18 protein-coding genes are annotated in these 18256 nt (G+C 32.9%); 7 read left to right on the forward strand and 11 right to left on the reverse strand.

What is annotated here, in order from left to right:
• Positions 1–54: 54 nt before the first annotated feature.
• Positions 55–684: a 16S rRNA (guanine(527)-N(7))-methyltransferase RsmG gene (rsmG, locus tag NPX36_RS00095; protein ID WP_257499419.1), complete on the forward strand. Its 630-nt coding sequence runs from the start codon at positions 55–57 to the stop codon at positions 682–684.
• Here rsmG and NPX36_RS00100 read toward each other — a convergent pair.
• From NPX36_RS00100 to NPX36_RS00110, 3 genes are read right to left on the reverse strand one after another with little or no spacing between them, the layout of a single operon-like run.
• Positions 681–1883 (reverse strand): hypothetical protein, encoded by a 1203-nt coding sequence (locus tag NPX36_RS00100; protein WP_257499420.1) that lies wholly within the window; start codon positions 1881–1883, stop codon positions 681–683. The genes rsmG and NPX36_RS00100 overlap by 4 nt on opposite strands.
• On the reverse strand, positions 1880–2788 hold the full coding sequence (locus tag NPX36_RS00105; protein ID WP_257499421.1) for a TIGR01777 family oxidoreductase: 909 nt from the start codon (positions 2786–2788) through the stop codon (positions 1880–1882). Before NPX36_RS00105 ends, NPX36_RS00100 begins: the two co-directional genes overlap by 4 nt.
• A gap of 2 nt (positions 2789–2790) precedes the next feature.
• On the reverse strand, positions 2791–3243 hold the full coding sequence (locus tag NPX36_RS00110; RefSeq protein WP_257499422.1) for a DUF4442 domain-containing protein: 453 nt from the start codon (positions 3241–3243) through the stop codon (positions 2791–2793).
• Positions 3244–3527: 284 nt separating this feature from the next.
• On the opposite strand from NPX36_RS00110, the gene NPX36_RS00115 reads away from it, so the two are divergent.
• Positions 3528–3866: a PadR family transcriptional regulator gene (locus NPX36_RS00115; protein WP_257499423.1), complete on the forward strand. Its 339-nt coding sequence runs from the start codon at positions 3528–3530 to the stop codon at positions 3864–3866.
• Positions 3859–5367, forward strand: coding sequence for a PspC domain-containing protein (locus tag NPX36_RS00120; RefSeq protein ID WP_257499424.1), 1509 nt, complete (start codon positions 3859–3861; stop codon positions 5365–5367). Before NPX36_RS00115 ends, NPX36_RS00120 begins: the two co-directional genes overlap by 8 nt.
• A 238-nt stretch (positions 5368–5605) precedes the next feature.
• Here the strand turns inward: NPX36_RS00120 and NPX36_RS00125 are convergent, their stop codons facing one another.
• From NPX36_RS00125 to NPX36_RS00145, 5 genes are all read right to left on the reverse strand, one after another.
• Positions 5606–6001, reverse strand: a complete 396-nt coding sequence (locus NPX36_RS00125; protein WP_257499425.1) for a hypothetical protein — start codon at positions 5999–6001, stop codon at positions 5606–5608.
• A gap of 127 nt (positions 6002–6128) precedes the next feature.
• A complete protein-coding gene (locus tag NPX36_RS00130; protein ID WP_257499426.1) occupies positions 6129–8201 on the reverse strand; it encodes a T9SS type B sorting domain-containing protein in 2073 nt (690 codons plus the stop codon).
• 391 nt (positions 8202–8592) lie between these two features.
• Positions 8593–10086 carry a gliding motility-associated C-terminal domain-containing protein gene (locus tag NPX36_RS00135; RefSeq protein ID WP_257499427.1) on the reverse strand — a complete coding sequence of 498 codons (1494 nt, stop codon included), beginning with the start codon at positions 10084–10086 and terminating at the stop codon, positions 8593–8595.
• Between the two features lie 74 nt (positions 10087–10160).
• On the reverse strand, positions 10161–11159 hold the full coding sequence (gene lpxK / locus NPX36_RS00140; RefSeq protein WP_257499428.1) for a tetraacyldisaccharide 4'-kinase: 999 nt from the start codon (positions 11157–11159) through the stop codon (positions 10161–10163).
• A 3-nt stretch (positions 11160–11162) separates the two neighbouring features.
• Positions 11163–11819 carry a hypothetical protein gene (locus NPX36_RS00145; RefSeq protein ID WP_257499429.1) on the reverse strand — a complete coding sequence of 219 codons (657 nt, stop codon included), beginning with the start codon at positions 11817–11819 and terminating at the stop codon, positions 11163–11165.
• A 73-nt stretch (positions 11820–11892) separates the two neighbouring features.
• Here NPX36_RS00145 and NPX36_RS00150 point away from each other — a divergent pair, with 73 nt between their 5' ends.
• From NPX36_RS00150 to rluF, 4 genes are read left to right on the forward strand one after another with little or no spacing between them, the layout of a single operon-like run.
• Positions 11893–12987, forward strand: a complete 1095-nt coding sequence (locus NPX36_RS00150; protein ID WP_257499430.1) for a Nif3-like dinuclear metal center hexameric protein — start codon at positions 11893–11895, stop codon at positions 12985–12987.
• A gap of 2 nt (positions 12988–12989) precedes the next feature.
• The gene (locus tag NPX36_RS00155) at positions 12990–13769 is read left to right on the forward strand and encodes a zinc ribbon domain-containing protein (RefSeq protein WP_257499431.1); all 780 of its coding nucleotides are present in this window, start codon (positions 12990–12992) and stop codon (positions 13767–13769) included.
• Between the two features lie 33 nt (positions 13770–13802).
• On the forward strand, positions 13803–14663 hold the full coding sequence (locus NPX36_RS00160; protein ID WP_257499432.1) for an alpha/beta fold hydrolase: 861 nt from the start codon (positions 13803–13805) through the stop codon (positions 14661–14663).
• A gap of 9 nt (positions 14664–14672) precedes the next feature.
• Positions 14673–15527: a 23S rRNA pseudouridine(2604) synthase RluF gene (rluF, locus tag NPX36_RS00165; RefSeq protein ID WP_257499433.1), complete on the forward strand. Its 855-nt coding sequence runs from the start codon at positions 14673–14675 to the stop codon at positions 15525–15527.
• A gap of 27 nt (positions 15528–15554) precedes the next feature.
• Here the strand turns inward: rluF and NPX36_RS00170 are convergent, their stop codons facing one another.
• The 3 genes from NPX36_RS00170 to NPX36_RS00180 all read right to left on the reverse strand — a co-directional run bounded on the left by NPX36_RS00170 (position 15555) and on the right by NPX36_RS00180 (position 18233).
• Entirely contained in the window at positions 15555–15995 is a 441-nt protein-coding gene (locus NPX36_RS00170) for a hypothetical protein (protein WP_257499434.1), read from the reverse strand.
• Between the two features lie 327 nt (positions 15996–16322).
• Entirely contained in the window at positions 16323–16604 is a 282-nt protein-coding gene (locus NPX36_RS00175; protein WP_257499435.1) for an outer membrane protein assembly factor BamE, read from the reverse strand.
• A gap of 258 nt (positions 16605–16862) precedes the next feature.
• The gene (locus NPX36_RS00180) at positions 16863–18233 is read right to left on the reverse strand and encodes a DUF4153 domain-containing protein (protein ID WP_257499436.1); all 1371 of its coding nucleotides are present in this window, start codon (positions 18231–18233) and stop codon (positions 16863–16865) included.
• Between the last annotated feature and the right edge of the window lie 23 nt (positions 18234–18256).

Below are 18256 nucleotides of genomic sequence, written 5' to 3' on the forward strand. Positions count from 1 at the left end.
AAATATACTTCTTTTCCTGTTGTTAAAAATGTATTTTTGCTAAAAATTTTAGTCATGGAAGAAATTTTAGCACAATTTCCTCATTTAAGCGAGGTACAAATCAATCAATTGGAACAGTTAAATGATTTATACCAAGATTGGAATGCAAAAATCAACGTAATTTCTAGAAAGGATATTGATGAATTGTACACCAAACACGTTTTACATTCATTGGGAATTGCAAAAATTATGGAATTTAAACCAAATGCCGATGTGATGGATGTGGGTACAGGTGGTGGTTTTCCTGCGATTCCTTTGGCTATTTTATTTCCGGAAACCAACTTTTATGCTATTGACGTGATTGCAAAGAAAATAAGAGTGGTAAACGAAGTGGCAACTGCTTTGCAATTAAAAAATTTAAAAGCCGAGCAAAAAAGAGCCGAATTGGTTACGGATAAATTCGATTTTATTGTAAGCCGAGCGGTTACCAATATGCCCGATTTTGTAACATGGGTAAAAGGAAAAACCAAAAAACAATCGGTTCACGATTTAGAAAACGGAATTTTGTATTTAAAAGGCGGCGATTTGTCGGAAGAATTAAAAGATTTCCCAAAAGCAACCTTATATAATTTAAGCGATTTTTTTACCGATGAATTTTTTGAAACCAAAAAAGTGGTGCATTTACCGTTGAAGTTTAAGAGTTAAAAGCGAGTAACTATATTAAAATATACATCTTTATAGTTCATAAAATCTTCGTATCCTATACTTACTGAGATATTATCTATCGGTGATTGATCTCCTAAATTAAAATTTCTTTCAAAATCAATTTTGTAATTGATTTGATTATTAAATATCGACGAAGAAGCTGTTGTACTAATATTTGGCTTTTGAAAATAGTTGCTTGCATAAAATACCAATCCTGTTTTGTTGAAATGTGGTTGCTTTAGATATTCGATACCTGCGCCAATTCCAAAATTATCAAAATACAATCCATATAAAAACTGATGATTTTTGAAGTGATTATTTATTGGTTTTATATCGATTTTTCTATTTTGATAAATGTAAGAAACAAAATCTCGTAATTTTTCTTCCTTAATAAATAGTACACTTTTTGATGCGCGTAATTTCAAATGATAAAACCCATTCGTATCAAAATTATATTGAACTAATCCTCCAACATTCACTTTTTTCTTACCTAAATATGACGTAAAATGTGATGCAAAAAAACCTAAAGGTAATTTGGTTGCACCGCTATAACCTAAATATGTTGTAGAGTAAATATGGTATGCTACAACTCCACCATTTGAATCATAGAATCCATTACGCTTTGGTAAACTTTCTTTAAAAAGTCCATAACGCTCTTTTAATTTTAAAGAGTCAGAAATATTTCTTACAAACTTATTGACTTTATGAGCTTCAGGTACTTCTTGAACTTTAGGTGCCCAATAATTTTTGAAAGAATACGTTGATTTATCTGCATACTCAAATATATAAGTAATACCATCAAATTCTTGCGACCAATTTTTAATTTCTTCATCAGATGGTAGGTTTAAAATTTCAGCATTTTGAATAATATCATAAATATTTTGAGCTTGCGCTACAGACAAAAATTCTTTTTTAAATAAAGTTTTCCGTTCACTGTTTTCTTTCCTTCTATAATATATGTAGTTTGTTACAGAACCTGAAATATTTGTACTGTCTTTAATAATTTCAACAACTTGACCATAGCTTCTAAATCGAAAAGAAAAATCATTTTTAGATTTTTCAAAATCTGTTAGTTCTATTTTATGCTCAAGTTCTTTTGCATATTTATACCAAAAAACCGTATCGCCCACAATTTGTTTGTTTTGTGAGAAACCATAATTAAAAAGCAAGAAAAATATGATTATTTGAATAGATCTCATTTATACAAATCTTTCAGAGCACCTGATAAATGAGGATACGAAAATATATAGTTGTTTTCTTGCAGGTTTTTGGGCTGTACATGTTGGCTGCTTAAAACCAAAGCAGAGCGTTTGCCTAAACCAAATTTAATGACAAACTCGGGAATGTTTGGCAACCACAAGGGTTTATCTAGTTCGGCTGCTAAAAGTGTTAAAAATTGTTCTTGCCGAACCGCGTTGGGTGCTACAACATTGAAAAGTCCAGCTTGTTGCTGCATTAATAATTTGTAAATAATTTGCACTACTTCTTGATAATGTACCCAGCTCATCCATTGTTTGCCGTTGCCTAAATTGGCGCCCATTCCCAATGACACCACTCGTGCCAATTCGCGCAACACCCCATTGTCTTTTGATAGAATTAAACCAAAACGCGTAATGGCTGTTTGTATTCCTAGGGTTTCAAATCGTGCATTTGCAGCTTCCCATTGTTTGCATACATCGGCCAAAAAATCGGTACCAAAATCGATGGAACTTTCATCATAAACCATTGTTTCACTGGATTGATAAATACCAATTGCCGATGCGTTTACAATAGATTTTACTTGATGTTGATTATCTTTCAATGCGTTAAAAAGTTTGTTAGAACAATTGATTCTACTGTCAAGAATCTTTTTTTTGTTTTCTTCTGTCCATGCACAATTTATCGTATGTCCCGCCAGGTTTACAATGGCATCTACATCTTTTAAACAATCCAAATCGATTTGGTTTTTGGAAGGATTCCAAACAAAACCAGTGTAATTGGGAATAGTGTTGTTTATTTTATCTTCAGAAGTGGTTAAATAATGCACTGAATGCTTATTTTCTAAAAGGAATTGGCACAATGCACTTCCAATAAATCCGGTGGCACCCGTAACTAAAATCTTCATAACTATTTTGCTTTTAATGTCCATTCAAAATCATAAATTCCTACTTTATCTCCTTTTTCGTCGAATCCTTCCGAACGTACCCAAAACGAGATGCCTTCTTTGCTTTGCAATGCTTCATTCACTTTTTCGGCAATTTGCAGCCCTTCTTCGCATTTAAAGGTTATCACACCTGTGGCTTTTTTAGTGAATTGCGATTTTTGATTGAGCACCAACATCGATACTTTTTTGTTGCTTTCCTTAATGGCTTTCATTACTAAAACGCCCGTTGTGAGTTCAGCTCCCATGTTTTGAACAGCAAAATACATGGATCGAAAAGGGTTTTGATTGAACCATTTGTGTTTTACCCGCACGGTGCAATATGCATCGGTAAGTGCATAAACTCGCACCCCACATATATATGCCGAGGGTAGATTTTTTAATAAATAAAGATTTAAGTTTTTGGTGTTGAAATCCATAATTCGCTAGCTTTTTAGCTAATTTACAAAAAAATATTCAACCAAAGCACAGAAATATATTTGTTAAATAATTGTTAATTATAAGTACTATGTAATACAAAGTACAAGCTTTTATATATATCTTTGTTATGTCAAAAAAATAAAAACAATAAAGCACATGCGGATGTAACCATACAAATACAATAAGCAGCACATTTCTCATACGGTTTATTAATTTGAATTTAAGTTTACTCGATCACCATTTGGAAACATCCGCCAACTGCTTTTAAAAACAAATACGTTCTATGAATATTGAAAACACAAAAGCGCAAATGCGTAAAGGAATTCTAGAGTTTTGTATTCTATCGGTATTGAAAGACAAAGACTGCTACACGTCTGAGATTTTAGAAATACTGAAAGATGCCAAATTGCTAGTAGTAGAGGGAACCGTTTACCCTTTGCTTACTCGTTTAAAAAACGATCAATTATTAAGTTATCGGTGGGAAGAATCTACATCGGGTCCGCCTAGAAAATATTACCGATTAACCGAGCAGGGCAACGACTTTTTAAAAGAATTGTCTATAACCTGGAAAGAATTAAGCGATGCCGTTCACATTATAACAAACTCAAACAGCCATGAATAAAACCGTAACAATCAACATAGCAGGACTTGTTTTTCATATCGACGAAGATGCATATAACAAGTTAGACACCTACATTAACGCCGTAAGAAATTCTATTCAACAAGAAAGTGAAGAAGAAATTATTTCGGACATAGAATCGAGAATTGCAGAGCTTTTTGCAGAGCGTATCGATCCCAAAACAGGCGTGATTCGTATGAACAACGTAGATGAAATCATAGATATTATGGGCAAACCCGAAGATTATATCATTGAAGACGACGAACCTATCCGAAGCAATCACTTCAAAACAACCTCTAAAACATACAGAAAAATTTACCGCGATGGAGAAAAAAGAATTTTAGGCGGTGTGTGTTCTGGATTAGGACATTACTTTAATATTGATCCGGTTTGGGTGCGTATTCTTTTCATTTTGTTGTTTTTTGCATACGGATTAAGCTGTGTAATTTACTTGATTCTATGGGTTATAATTCCAAAAGCAGTTACTGTTGCCGATATTTTAGAAATGAAAGGCGAACCTGTGAATATATCGAATATTGAAAAACAATTTCGAGACGGTGTGAACAATTCTTATCAAAAAATAAGAGCTACAGGAAGTTCGGCAGCATCGGTTTTAAAACGCATTGTGGGCATAGCTCTTATTGTGATTAGTGTAATGGGGCTTTTTGGCAGTTTTTTTGTACCAATTGCTTTTAGCTCTGACAAAATCAACTTGGCCAACGAATTTGTAAGCTATAACGAAGTCGAAATTGGTATTCCTTTTTGGGGAATTGGCTTAAGCTTGTTCATAATGTGTGCCGTACCGTTTATCGTTTTGTTATTGTTAGGTATTAAATTGTTAAACAGTAAGTTAAAACACATTGGATGGGTTTCGGCTATTTTAGGATTCATTTGGTTGGTATCTATTTTTATATTTTCATACGTGATGATCAATTTAGATATTCAGAAAGATAAAATTGAGTCGCTTTTGGAAGATCATTTTGAACAAAAAATTTCAAAAACCGATTTATTGTTGAGCGATAACGATACCTTAAATATAATTTTTCAGAAAGATGAACGCATTTTTACAATAAATGACACCATCACTAGTGCTTACAAATACAGCGAAGTTGATGATGTACGCATTGAAGTTTTAGAATCAAGTACAGGAAATTCGTATTTAGAAATCGATGAAAAGATTTTTAACAGTAAACATTTGAACCTTAAAAAACTAGGAAAATTCAACATTGAAATTGAATCTAGTAAATTTAGTAACACATTAAATTATAATTATTCAATAAAAAGTGATACCTTAGTGCTTTCAAATGCGATTTTGACCACATTGAACGATTTTACTGAAGATTCTAAAGTGCGTATCAAATTATACATTACGCCGAATCACACACTTAAAATCAACGGTAACGATGATCATTATTTTTGGAATTTGCGTGTTGAAAAAGGTAGAAATTACTACAAGTTTAACAAAGAAGGCGAATTAGAGCACACAAACAATATTATAAACTAAAAACTTTTAAAGCTTATGTTTTATTTATTATTATTAATCGGTCAAACTTTAATTGATCTCATCAAAAGTTTGTTTTAAAAAGATAAACGCTTTCCCAATAAGGAGAGTGTTTTTTTTGTTTTGTGATGTATTTTTAGGTTAGTTTCGAATTTTGAGCGATGGATTTGAACGAAATTACATTTGCGTAATCATGATTTAGGGAGCGTTTTGTTTGCCATCAACATTTTTAATACAATACCTACACCTCTTCTACCCACTCCTCTTCCATGTGTTCTTTAACATCATTATAGTCAGAAGAGTGTTTATTGACAATATCGAAATCTTGATACCAATTTTCTAAATCAATAATTCTTTGATAAATATACAGAATTGTTCCATTTTCAAATAAAACAAAGTAGGTCGTTAACTCCTCTTCTTTAATGCTTGTGATCGCAAAATCGAAAGTTACGGGATGCAATTTCCAATTATATTGAGTAAATATTTCATTGCCATGCAATAGTTTAAATTGAAGTGAATTGAAAAATAAAAAAACGTTCTCTTCTAATTCTATTAATAGTTTTAAGTCATAACTTCCTTTTCCATTATAATAATACAATGCTTTAACCTTTTTCCCTCCTATTTCGTCTTTTATCATTTTTTGAATTTATTTACGTGGATTTACTATATACCTGCCCTATTTCTCAATGTGTGTTTGTTTTTTGTAACGGGATTTTGATTTATTTCGAAGTGCGTCTTAAAAGCGAAACTTGCATTTTGTTTTTTTAAGGAAGCTCTTTCATTAAATAGACCCATCCTGAATAGGTATCAAATGAAGTTTTAAATAGGTAAAAATAAGTACCAGAAGGTAATTCTCTGTTATTTCTATCCTGACCTTTCCATTGATCAATATAACCCACACCATGCTCATAAACGAGATTACCATAGCGATTGTAAATTTTAAGATCGATTAAGTTAAAAATTTCCAAATTAAAGCCATCGTTCAAACCATCGCCGTTAGGAGATATGCCTTTAGGAACTACACAATCATTCACTTGTATTGAAATAACGTGATCACACAACAATCTATTAGTTCCTGTTGCTTTAATCCATACTATGTACGGGAATCTAGGCGGTTCATATTTTTGAATGTTAGTTATTTCATTTACTTGGTTCTCCGCATCACTTTTTGTCTCGTAAAACTGCAGTTGCACTAAATCGGCATAATCAAACATCCTTTTTAATAAAATAGAAGCAATCGCTAAATTTACCTGTTGCGGATTGTCTTTATAGTTACAAATCATCAACGGGTCTTTTAGTTCGGTAAAAGGTTTCATCTGTGCTGTTAACCTAAACGATGTAAACGCACTACAACCATTGCTTTGGTCTTCCACACGCACCCAAATGGTGTTAGACTTGTATGTTTTCAACTCATAATAAGCAATTTTTGTTAGTTGGTTTATTCCATTTTGGGCATCGCTTTCACTTTCATGCAAAGTGATTGCAACATTTGAACTATTGGTAACTTCTTGTAATTTTGGTGTAAGATTAAATACAATATAGCCATCCTCATCATAATCACAAAGAATCATATCTGTTGGCTTATTTGCTACTGGCGAAACAATTAATTGTACGATTTTATTTGCCGAATTATTAGTTTCATCTACTTCTACCACCGTGCCATTTACGGTACCATCGTCATCAACTTTTGCAGTGAGAATGAAATTTTCGGGAATTGTTTCAGGAATTGTTAGTTTCATAAATCCGGTTTCAGAGCCTCCTATGGGGATGATTGCTTTTGTAGCAGTACTTCCTACTAAATCATTGTTTGCATAGAAATTTATAGGCACATTGGCAACTAATTTACCCGTTCCATTGCTATTATATACCGTGTATTCAACATTTATTTCTCTGTTATCACATGAAACAGTTACATCATCTATCGTGATGGTGGCATCAGCAAACAAACTGCTTAAAGCAACTAGAATATTATTTATTATTACCAAATCTTGCCCTGTTTGTATTTCTACCGTGATTTCAGTATCACCAATAGCCAGATAATTGCCAATTTGGTAATAATCAATATCCATGTTCCACAAATTAGTTGCTCCTGTAAAAGTATTGGTACAATTAAACGCATTGTTTATAGGATTCAACGGTGGATTTCCAATAATTTGATTGTTGATGCGCAGTTCTTCTGTTACAGCCAAGTTTTCATCACCTTCCCACGCCAAAAAACCTACCTTAGCATTGTTTAAATTAGTTACATTTAATCCGTTTAAGGTAATTGCTACTTTTGATCCGGTATGGTCAACCAGTTCAAAACCCTCATAAATACTCACTACTCTGTTGGGCAAAAATGGGTCTTCATAAACAATCACCATCGACCAGCCGGCGTAATTACTTCCGGTGGGGCAATAAGGTGCGATAATTGCCGTTAAATCTAAATCGGATAGTGTGTATAGAACATTGCCAGTGGCTTTTACCAAACTAGACACATCTGCAAATGCACTAAAAAAGGGCAAACCTGTAGGACCATTTGCTGTAAATGTTCTTTCAGCTCGAATGGGCGTACCATTTAATTTTACGTCTAAATCTGCTTGACTTAAATCACCTGAACCAGACCAATATAAGAATGCCGCCTGAACTTCTTGAGTGGTGTTTAAATTTAACATGGCACTAGATTGAGTTAAAATAGTACATGGGGCGTTGGTTCCGTTTGGTGCACTATTCATGGTATTACCCATCATGAAAAAATCATACTGACCGGTATATTGCTTGAATAAACTAACGGATTGGTTTTGGCTATATGTTAAAAAACCAAATAATAATACGAATAATTGTAGTATTTTTATCATAACCAAGTAGTTTCAATAAAAATACAAAAAAATCATTATCAATTAGTTAATCAAATGCACCCTTCAAAACTTTAACATTATAAGTTCTGAACAGGCATTTAATCATTTCGCTGATTTGAACAATTAACGTAACTTTTTCAAGAAGTAATTTATAGAGCAATTGATACGCTGTATTGCTTTGAAATCTCATGGAATGATAATTCTTCAAAGACCAGTTTTATAAATTATTGCTTATTATACAGATGTATCAACCAAGTAAAAGCCTTTTAACAGCCAAAATCGCATTAAATCCTCAGACTTTGGCTTGCTTTAATAGTCTTCAAAATATCGTCCATCTCATCGCTACAAAAAAAATGTTGGTAGCAGTAATTCTCAAAAAGAATTTTCTTGATTACATTACTTCTTTAATCAAATAAATGTAGCCCGAAATGGTTTCATAAGGTGTTTTAAAAACATAAAAATATGTTCCTGATGGCAAATCTCTGCCATTTGCATCTTTTCCTACCCATTGGTTGGTGTATCCTTTTCCGTGTTTATACACCTCTTTTCCGTAGCGGTTGAATATTTTAAGTTCATCTGGATCGTAAATACTAAGGTCAAATCCATCGTTTTTTCCATCAAAATTTGCAGAAACACCTTTTTGAATAGGGCAATCTTTGACTAAGTTCACATGCATTTGGGTACTGTTGTTTTCTTCGTCAATTTCATATACAACACCTTTCTTGGTGCCATCGTCATCAATATTCATGCTTAAGTCAAAACGGTAGCCAAATTTTGCTGGAATATTTAATGTGGTGGTATATTTTGCTTCTGCTCCTATTGCTATTTCATCATTTGTTGTTGCTTTCCCTACTAATTCATCATTTATATAAAAAGCAACAGGGGTTTGTTCTTTTAAAGGATGGTTTCCGTTATAATTACCAACTATATAATCAATATCAACCGTTCTTGTGTGGCAATAGTTTTGATAATCAACCGCTTTTATGGTGGCGTCCGGAAAAACGCTGTAAACCGAAAGCACAATGGTATTTAAGAAAACCACATCGGCAGCCGTTGTTACTTTAATATCTAAAACAGTATCATCTACTTCTACATAAGTACTTAAGTCGTATTGGTCTAAATCCATATTCCACATCTGAGTGGAGTTTGAGTAGCTGTTTGTACAATTAAAGGCATTGTTAGCTGGGTTCAAGGCATTGGAAACCACTATGTTATTAATCAAAAGCTGTTCGCCATATGCCAATATTTCATCTCCTTCCCATGCTAAAAATGAAATCTTAGAGTTGGCCGCGTTGGTAATTCTAAAACCATCTAAAACTATATTCACGAGCGGATTACCCGTGTCTAAATTTTCAAACCCATCATAAATTGCCACTAGATTATTCTCAATATTTTCATCCTTGTAAACTACAACTATTGCCCAACCAACATAGTTGCCACCACAATATTTTTGAATGTTTTTAGTTAAATCTAATTCAGACAACGTATATTCTGTTTCACCAAATTGTTTTACAATATTAGTAACATCTGCAAAAGCAGAAAAATAACCAAATTCTGCAACCGCATCTGCTACTAAAAAATATAAGCGCTCAGATTGAACATCAACTCCATTTAATTTAACATTTAAGTCAGCTTCTTTTTGATTTCCGTTTCCAGACCAATATAAGTAAGCTGCTTCTATTTCTTTAGTTCCAGGAATATTGAGTGTTGCTGAAGACGCTGTCAAAATATCACATAAACCTTGACCATTTGCTTGAACATTCATAGTATTACCAAGCATCGTGTAATCGTAACTACCGTAAAACTGTTTATAAAACGATACTTTTTGAGCATAAATTGATGAAGTCAGAAGCGTTATCGCAAAGAGAAAAAATGTTTTTAACATATTATTTGGTTATTTTTTTACAATCGCACAAAAATATTAAAAATCTTAAAAAAAGCAACATTTCTGCTAAGAATTTAGATGCTGTTTTTTATTATATTTAGAAAAGTTTTTTGATTTTTCAAAAACAACATTTCAATTGGTAAATAAAACAACTGATTTTTGGGTAGTAAATTTTGCAAGCGCATATAATCTTTTTCGGTGGTAATGATTTTTCGTCCGTTTGCCTTTTGAAGGATATTGTTTATATCTTTATTTGAAAAAAAGTGGTGATCGGGAAAGGTCAAACAGTCTGTTGTGTGGCATTGCAAAAACGCATAAAAATACTCGGGTTTTGCAATTCCGGCAACGGCAATAAAATCGTTTTTTAAATCGGTAATCGCAATTTCCTCTGTATTATTTGTAATGGAATGATGATAACTAATCGTTGAAAAGAAAATTTTATCACTATCAATGGCTATTTTCTTTTTTATTTCAAGCATTTTTTGTTCCGATAAATCTTTGGGGCATTTCGTAACCACCACAATATCGGTTCTTTTCACTCCACTTTTACATTCGCGCAAATTTCCGGCAGGCAACACCAAATCGTTGTAAAACAAATCGTCAAAAGCAGTCAACATTATATAAAAACCTGCTTTTATTTTTCGGTGCTGAAACGCGTCGTCTAATAAAACAACATCGGTTTTTGGCAATGTTTTTAAAATAGTATTCACTCCTTCTACCCTGTCTGCATTTACAGCCACACGAATGTTTTTAAACTTGGAATGATACTGAAAAGGTTCATCACCAATTTCTTCTATGGTTGTTGCAGCATTTGCTAAATAAAATCCTTTGCTTTTACGTTTGTAACCGCGGCTTAGAACAACCAACTTTTTATCAACCGAAAGCAAACGCACCAAATATTCAATCATTGGGGTTTTGCCCGTTCCGCCCACAGACAAGTTTCCCACAGCAATAATTGGTAAATTAAAACCTGTTGATTTTTTAATACCTTTATCGTACAAAAAATTCCGCAAACCGGTTACAGCCGCATAAATCAACGAAAAAGGAACTAATATTTTGCGTAGGATTTTCATTTATCAATTTCTAATTAACTCTTTTGCACTAAATTTCTGTCTTTCAAGAATTGAATCCTTCTCAATAAATGAACTCGAAATCATTTTTTTATTTGTCAAAATCATTTTGGTAATTCTTGCATTTAGCATTTCTTTGTCATTAACGATAGTATCGCGATAAACTCCTTCAGTTATTCTTCCAGTAAATCTATCGTTATGATGATTCTCAAATTCAATTTCAAAAACATTAGTATCTTCAAAATCTTTTATTTGAAACCATAAGCTATCTTTATAGTAATTCATATAAAATATCGATATTTTTCTTTCGTTATGTTGATCTGTCATCAACTTTGAATATTCTGAATATACTTTAATCTTTGCTAAATAAATATGCTTTTTATTTGTAGCTGTAACATCAATATCATAATATTGACTATGCTTTTTGCTCAAACTACCATTTACATACAATTGTGTTTGATTATACAAAGTATCTTTACTTTTATCCTTAGGAATAAATAGTTCAACTAATTCGTAGTTCTTGTTTAAACCTTCCACTGAATCATAGTTTATAGTTACCCATTCAATGGTGTAATCATCGGCATTCATTTCAGCTATCGTATCTTTTTCTTTTGCACAATTTATAACGAGTGTAGCAATAAAAATTAGGAGTAAATATTTCATTAATAATTATTTCATAAGATTTTGTACGAAAATAACGATTATTTTTATCTTTGAATACATTAAAAATGATATTGTGCAGTTAAAACAACTTATTCCGATTTTAGAAGAAATGGCTCCTACTGCCTTTGCCGAAGATTTTGACAATGTAGGCTTGCTTGTGGGCGATGCTAACGCCACAATTACAGGCATTTTGGTTTGTCACGACGCTTTAGAGAGCGTTGTTACCGAAGCTGTTGAAAAAAATTGCAACCTAATTGTGTGCTTCCATCCGATTCTTTTTTCGTGCTTGAAGAAAATCACTGGCAAAAATTATGTGGAACGTGCCGTTATAAAAGCCATTAAAAACGACATTGCGATTTATGCCGTTCATACAGGTTTGGACAATCACCAAATGGGTGTAAATAAAATTTTGTGTGATGCTTTAGGCTTGATCAACACAAAAATTCTACTTCCAAAACAAGATTTTATCTATAAACTCACCACTTTTGCACCAACAGCAAATGCGCACCAAGTTCAAAAAGCGTTGTTCAAAGCGGGTGCAGGTGCCATTGGAAATTATTACGATTGCAGTTTTCAATCTACAGGAATAGGCAGTTTTACAGGAAATAACGAAAGCAACCCCGTAATTGGTTCGCAAAATGTTTATACCGAAGTAGAAGAAACAAAATTGGAAGTTACTTTTGAGAAACACCTGCAAAACAAGATTTTAAAAGCATTGTTTGATAATCATCCGTACGAAGAAGTAGCCTATGAGGTTACAAAATTAGAAAACCAGCATCAAAACATTGGCTTGGGAATGATTGGCGAATTAGAGCATGAAATTTCCGAAATTGATTTTTTGCATTTTGTAAAAGAAAAAGTACAAACAGGCGGCATTCGTCATTCCAACTTTTTAAATAAAAAAATAAAAAAAGTAGCCGTTTTGGGTGGATCAGGCAGCTTTGCAATTACTGCTGCAAAAGCCAAAAATGCTGATATATTGGTAACTGCCGATTTAAAATACCACGATTTTTTTCAAGCAGAAAACAGCATTTTATTGGCAGATGTGGGACATTTTGAAAGTGAACGTTATGTAAAAAATTATATTTTTGATTATCTTTCCAAAAAAATTCCTACTTTTGCAATTATTTTATCCAACATTAAAACAAATCCGGTTAACTACATATAAGTATGGCAAAGAAAGCAGAAACTGTTGAAGAAAAATTAAGAGCGTTGTACGACTTACAATTAATTGATTCTAGAATAGATGAAATTCAAAACATGAGAGGCGAATTACCTCTTGAAGTAGAAGATCTAAAAGATGAAGTTGCCGGGCTTACAACCCGTTTGGAAAAGCTTACCAACGAAGTGGAATCAATCGAAGAACAAGTTAAAGCTAAGAAAAACGAAATTGAATCACACAAAGCTGCAATTAAAAAATATACCGATCAACAAAAAGATGTTCGCAACAATCGTGAATTCAACTCTTTAACAAAAGAAATTGAATACCAAACATTGGAAATTGAATTGGCTGAAAAACACATCAAAGAGTTTAAGGCAAATATCGAGTATAAAAAGAACATCATTGATCAAACTTCTGATAAATTAGCGCTTAAGAAAGAACACTTAAAGCACAAAGAAAACGAGTTGAATGGTATTTTAACCGAAACAGAGCGCGAGGAAAAAGCGTTGTTAGAAAAATCGGAAGAATTTGCAGCAGCAATCGAAGACCGTTTGTTGAATGCCTACAAAAGAATTAGAAACAGTGTAAAAAACCGTTTGGCAGTAGTTTCGATAGAGCGTGGCGCATCGGCAGGTTCATTTTTCACCATTCCGCCTCAAGTTCAGGTTGAAATCGCCGCTCGCAAAAAAATCATGACCGACGAGCACAGTGGTCGTATTTTGGTTGATGCTGCTTTGGCAACAGAAGAAAGAGAAAAAATTGATGCAATTATCAAAAAAATAAAATAAATTTAAGCCTCTATTAAAAAAGAGGCTTTTTTTATGGCTTTTTGGAACAATTTAAAATATAAACTGCTCACCAAAGGTTTTGGTGTGTACATTAATTTACTGCATTATTTAAACGCAAAGTTTGCAGCAAATACTGCGTACACCTTATTTTCAGTGCCGCGAGATGGTGTTTTAAAATCGCTGCCCACTTTTTTAGGATCAAGTTCCATGAAAAAGTTAACTTTTGAGCAGTACCATATCCAAACCTATGAGTGGTATGGCGAACGGGAAACCATTTTGCTGATTCACGGTTGGGAAAGCAACGCCAATCGCTGGCAAGGTGTGATTCATTATCTTAAAAAATTGAATTACCACATTATTGCATTAGATGCGCCGGGGCAGGGTTTAAGCGATGGTAAAGAACTAAATGCTGTTTTGTACAGTCAATTTGTAAATACCGTGAGCAACCACTTTAAGCCCAAATTCTTAGTAGGGCATAGTTTAGGCGGAATGACCATGTTGTATTATATGGCAACCTATCAACCCAATTTTGTAAAAAAAATAGTATCGTTGGGTGCGCCCAATCGCTTTTTGCGAATCACCGAGAATTATAAGAAGTTAATCTCACTAAGCAATCAATCATACAATGCTTTTTTGAAAGAATTCACCAAACGATTTGCAATTGACCCTACCGATTTTAACAGCAGCACGTTTATTAAATCGATTAAAATTCCTGTTGGTATCATTCATGATAAAGAAGACAAAGTGGTGCCATACAGCGATGCTAGGGAAATTTTAAAAACACATCCCGAAATTCCCATACACACTACCCACAATTTAGGCCACAGTTTGTATGACGATACAGTGAACCAACAAATTGTTTATTTTTTAGAAAACAACCGGTTTAAGTCGTAATTTTGTGCTATGGAACAAGAAGGAATTCGTATTAATAAATTTTTGTCGGAAGTTGGCTATTGCTCGCGTCGTGAGGCCGACAAATTATTGGAACAAGGACGTATCACCATCAATGGAAAAATACCTGAATTGGGAACAAAAGTGTTGTCAACTGATGAAGTACGCGTCAACGGAAAATTGATTCACGAGAAAGAAGATCCTAAAATTTATTTGGCTGTAAACAAACCTGTGGGTATTGAATGCACCACCAACCAATCGGTAAAGGGGAATATTGTTGACTTTGTGAATTATCCAGAACGCATTTTTCCAGTAGGACGATTAGATAAAGATTCAGAAGGTTTGATCATCATGACCAACGATGGCGATATTGTAAACAAAATTTTACGAGCACGAAACAACCATGAAAAAGAGTATATTGTAACGGTAAACAAAACAATCACCGATCGTTTCATTAGCAGAATGGGTGCCGGTGTACCCATTTTAGATACCGTTACTAAAGAATGCCGGGTGGAAAAAATCAGTAGTACCACTTTCAGAATTTTTCTTACACAAGGTTTAAATCGTCAAATCCGTAGAATGTGCGAATATTTTGATTATGAAGTAGTGGCATTGAAGCGTATCCGTATTATGAATATTTCGTTAGATGTTCCCGTTGGGAAATACCGTGAAATTTCAAAAAAAGAAATGGACGAACTCAACCGATTAATTAGCGAAAGTACTAAAACCGAAGAAGGAAGTTTACCAAAACCCAATAAACCTTTGGTCAATAAAAACCCAGCGCCAACCAAAGACCGTAAAGATTTTAAAAAGAAATTTACCGAGCAGCGCCCCTTAAGAAACGAACGCAGAGGGAATAGAAAATAAAAAAATCCGAGTAAATGCTCGGATTTTTTAATCGCCATAAATTCGATACCAATTTTCTTTAATTTTCCAATTATCATCAGGGTTTCGTTTAGTCTTTTCTTCGAAATAATTCATATTCTCTGGATTTTCAGTATATATTATTTTAGTGGATGGTGCTTCAAAAAAATTTCTAAATACAAAAAATAGAATGGTATATTGTTTTTTATCATTATAATAAATCGCAATGTCATTTCCTCCATTCGAAACTATTGGAAATTCAAAAGGAAGCTCGCACATAAAACCATTATATGTAACATTTGGTTGCAACTCTTTGTTCTTTACTTGCTCTATAATATGTGTTCTTTTTTTAAATAGAAGGTACCAATCCATCTGTTCTATAAGCATCTGCGGAATATGATTTGCTTTAAAAAAAGTTAAACTAAACAAAATCAATACAACCGCTAATTTTAAAATCCTTTGATTGAACATTTTAGCAACTTTTCTGTTTTTAATCGAAATAATTAAGTTTCTGATTATTATTACTAAAAAAAATAGTATCACTAACAACCAAATGAACGGAATTACAAAAAACGGAAAGAGATAAAATGTGAATATTTGAATAAGCCCCCAAACAACTAATAAAGTTAGATATCCCTTTATATTGAATTTTTTAATAAATGCCTTAATCATACGTCTTAAAAATTACTGTAATACAATTGCTTCGATAAAATGGTATATCCTCATGATATTTTATGCTGTTTAAAAGAAATTTGAGAATTTCCCTATTTTGCTTTTTGTAAAAATCTAACAAACTTTTTATGTTTCGCGCTGACCAATTTTTACTGCTTTTCCGTCTTCAAATTCATTGTAAAGAACACTTGCATCAATGATAGCGAAACCAGATCTAAAACCAAGATAGTAGTTCCAATAATCACTATTGTCTGAATTTCCTTCGTCACCTAACAATTGCTTAATTTCTGATTTCGTTTTTCCTATTAACATTTTACTTTCAATAATATCAGCAGATAGTTCATAGCGTTTATCCTTGTTTGTCAACCACTTTTCTTTGTCAAATGGATAGTTGGGGTTATAACTCATACTAAAAAGCCACAACATAATTATTCCAATGTAAATTAGTGGTGCAGTAAGAACGGTTGCAATCCATGTTGCAATTTTTCTTGTATTGTCAGTTTTAATAAGTTTTTTTTAAAAGCCAACGCCAAATAAAAAAAAGCAGAAAACCAAGAATTAAAAGAATGAAATAAACTTCAATACTTATTCCAAAAAATGTAGGTATATAAAGTGGTATCATCATTTTAGTATCGATTATAAGATAGTAATTCAAATACATTGCTATTATTTTATAGAACTATAATACAATTGCTTCGATAAAAGTGGTAAGTCTTCATGATATCTTATTCTGTTTAACAGAAACTCAGGGATTTCCCTATTTTGTTCTTTGTAATAATCAATCAATGCTTTTTCGTTTCCTGACAAGTACATGAGGTAATTCAAATCGGCTGTGTCTTTTTGTAAGTTGTAATGGGTCATAATATTGCCCCAATTAAAAAGCGAACAACCAACCAAACTGTAAAAAAGCACCCACGACATACGGTCTATTAAATAAAAATTAGTTTTTTTATGCTGCACTTTTAGATAGGAATAAAGCAATCCTACAAAGCAAATAATTAAAAACAAATACACACCTAATCGTTTATAGGTCAACCCCAGTGAGCTGATATAAACTGAATTTTGATAAAATGCGGAACAAATAAGCAGTGCATTCAATGCAATCCAAATTTTTGTAAGTTGCAACAACCACCTATTGTTTTTAATAAAATTCAAAGTATTCTTAAAGAAAAACAAAACAACTGCCATTGCCAGAAAAACCGATACAATGATTAAATAGATTTGGCTGTGCGTACGACTGCTGTATTCGGAAATGTGTTGGATGCTTTGCTGTGCATTTTCTATATTGAAAACCACAATGAAAAATAAAAGCATTGCATTTAAACTAGCAAGTGTAATAACACCGCTTCGCATTTCAAAAGCTACAGGAATATAATTGAATGTGGGTTTTAAAGCAGTTTGCTCGGTGCGTGAAAAGTGAAATTTCAGGTTTTTATCAATCACTTTTATAAAGTTGAAGCTTTTGATGTGCCAAAAAACAAAACTGATATAAAACCCCAATAATATGGTGAAAATAATTAATCCGTTAATGTTCCATTCGTACCGATTATACCATTTACTAAGCCATTCACTTGATGAAACATATAATCCGAAGAAAACCGAAAGAATAACCAAAGGAATAACCACATAGGAAAACAGCTTGATAATTGTTTTCTTGGAATCATCTTTTTTAAAATCCAACCATTCATCTACCTTAAAAAACCGAACCACAAACGCCGGCCAACTCAATACAAAATTAAACGCATTGGAAATTAATTTCATTTGTGGATCCACCACGAAATAGCGAAACACAAACGAGGTGATTACAACGGTAAAAACAGTTACAACCGAAAGTAACCAAGCATTTGAAACACTTGCTGCGACAACACATGCTGCCAACACTAACGCTTTTTTATTGTGAATCAACTTAGGGTGCATTACCAATTGTGTCACTACCAAAAGTAGGGCAAAAACAGATAGATTTAACCCCAATTCTTGATCGTAGAACAAAATGGTAAACAAAATAGCGCTGCCAAAAATTAAAAATTGTTTTTTCATAATATATTAATTTAAAAGTACTT

The sequence above is a fragment of the Paenimyroides aestuarii genome (assembly GCF_024628805.1).
Taxonomy (GTDB): domain Bacteria; phylum Bacteroidota; class Bacteroidia; order Flavobacteriales; family Flavobacteriaceae; genus Flavobacterium; species Flavobacterium aestuarii_A.

Coding starts and splice junctions, on each gene's coding strand:
- rsmG (WP_257499419.1), top strand. CDS start 55: ATGGAAGAAATTTTAGCACAATTTCCTCATTTAAGCGAGGTACAAATC.
- NPX36_RS00100 (WP_257499420.1), bottom strand. CDS start 1,883: ATGAGATCTATTCAAATAATCATATTTTTCTTGCTTTTTAATTATGGT.
- NPX36_RS00105 (WP_257499421.1), bottom strand. CDS start 2,788: ATGAAGATTTTAGTTACGGGTGCCACCGGATTTATTGGAAGTGCATTG.
- NPX36_RS00110 (WP_257499422.1), bottom strand. CDS start 3,243: ATGGATTTCAACACCAAAAACTTAAATCTTTATTTATTAAAAAATCTA.
- NPX36_RS00115 (WP_257499423.1), top strand. CDS start 3,528: ATGAATATTGAAAACACAAAAGCGCAAATGCGTAAAGGAATTCTAGAG.
- NPX36_RS00120 (WP_257499424.1), top strand. CDS start 3,859: ATGAATAAAACCGTAACAATCAACATAGCAGGACTTGTTTTTCATATC.
- NPX36_RS00125 (WP_257499425.1), bottom strand. CDS start 6,001: ATGATAAAAGACGAAATAGGAGGGAAAAAGGTTAAAGCATTGTATTAT.
- NPX36_RS00130 (WP_257499426.1), bottom strand. CDS start 8,201: ATGATAAAAATACTACAATTATTCGTATTATTATTTGGTTTTTTAACA.
- NPX36_RS00135 (WP_257499427.1), bottom strand. CDS start 10,086: ATGTTAAAAACATTTTTTCTCTTTGCGATAACGCTTCTGACTTCATCA.
- lpxK (WP_257499428.1), bottom strand. CDS start 11,159: ATGAAAATCCTACGCAAAATATTAGTTCCTTTTTCGTTGATTTATGCG.
- NPX36_RS00145 (WP_257499429.1), bottom strand. CDS start 11,819: ATGAAATATTTACTCCTAATTTTTATTGCTACACTCGTTATAAATTGT.
- NPX36_RS00155 (WP_257499431.1), top strand. CDS start 12,990: ATGGCAAAGAAAGCAGAAACTGTTGAAGAAAAATTAAGAGCGTTGTAC.
- NPX36_RS00160 (WP_257499432.1), top strand. CDS start 13,803: ATGGCTTTTTGGAACAATTTAAAATATAAACTGCTCACCAAAGGTTTT.
- rluF (WP_257499433.1), top strand. CDS start 14,673: ATGGAACAAGAAGGAATTCGTATTAATAAATTTTTGTCGGAAGTTGGC.
- NPX36_RS00170 (WP_257499434.1), bottom strand. CDS start 15,995: ATGTTCAATCAAAGGATTTTAAAATTAGCGGTTGTATTGATTTTGTTT.
- NPX36_RS00175 (WP_257499435.1), bottom strand. CDS start 16,604: ATGAGTTATAACCCCAACTATCCATTTGACAAAGAAAAGTGGTTGACA.
- NPX36_RS00180 (WP_257499436.1), bottom strand. CDS start 18,233: ATGAAAAAACAATTTTTAATTTTTGGCAGCGCTATTTTGTTTACCATT.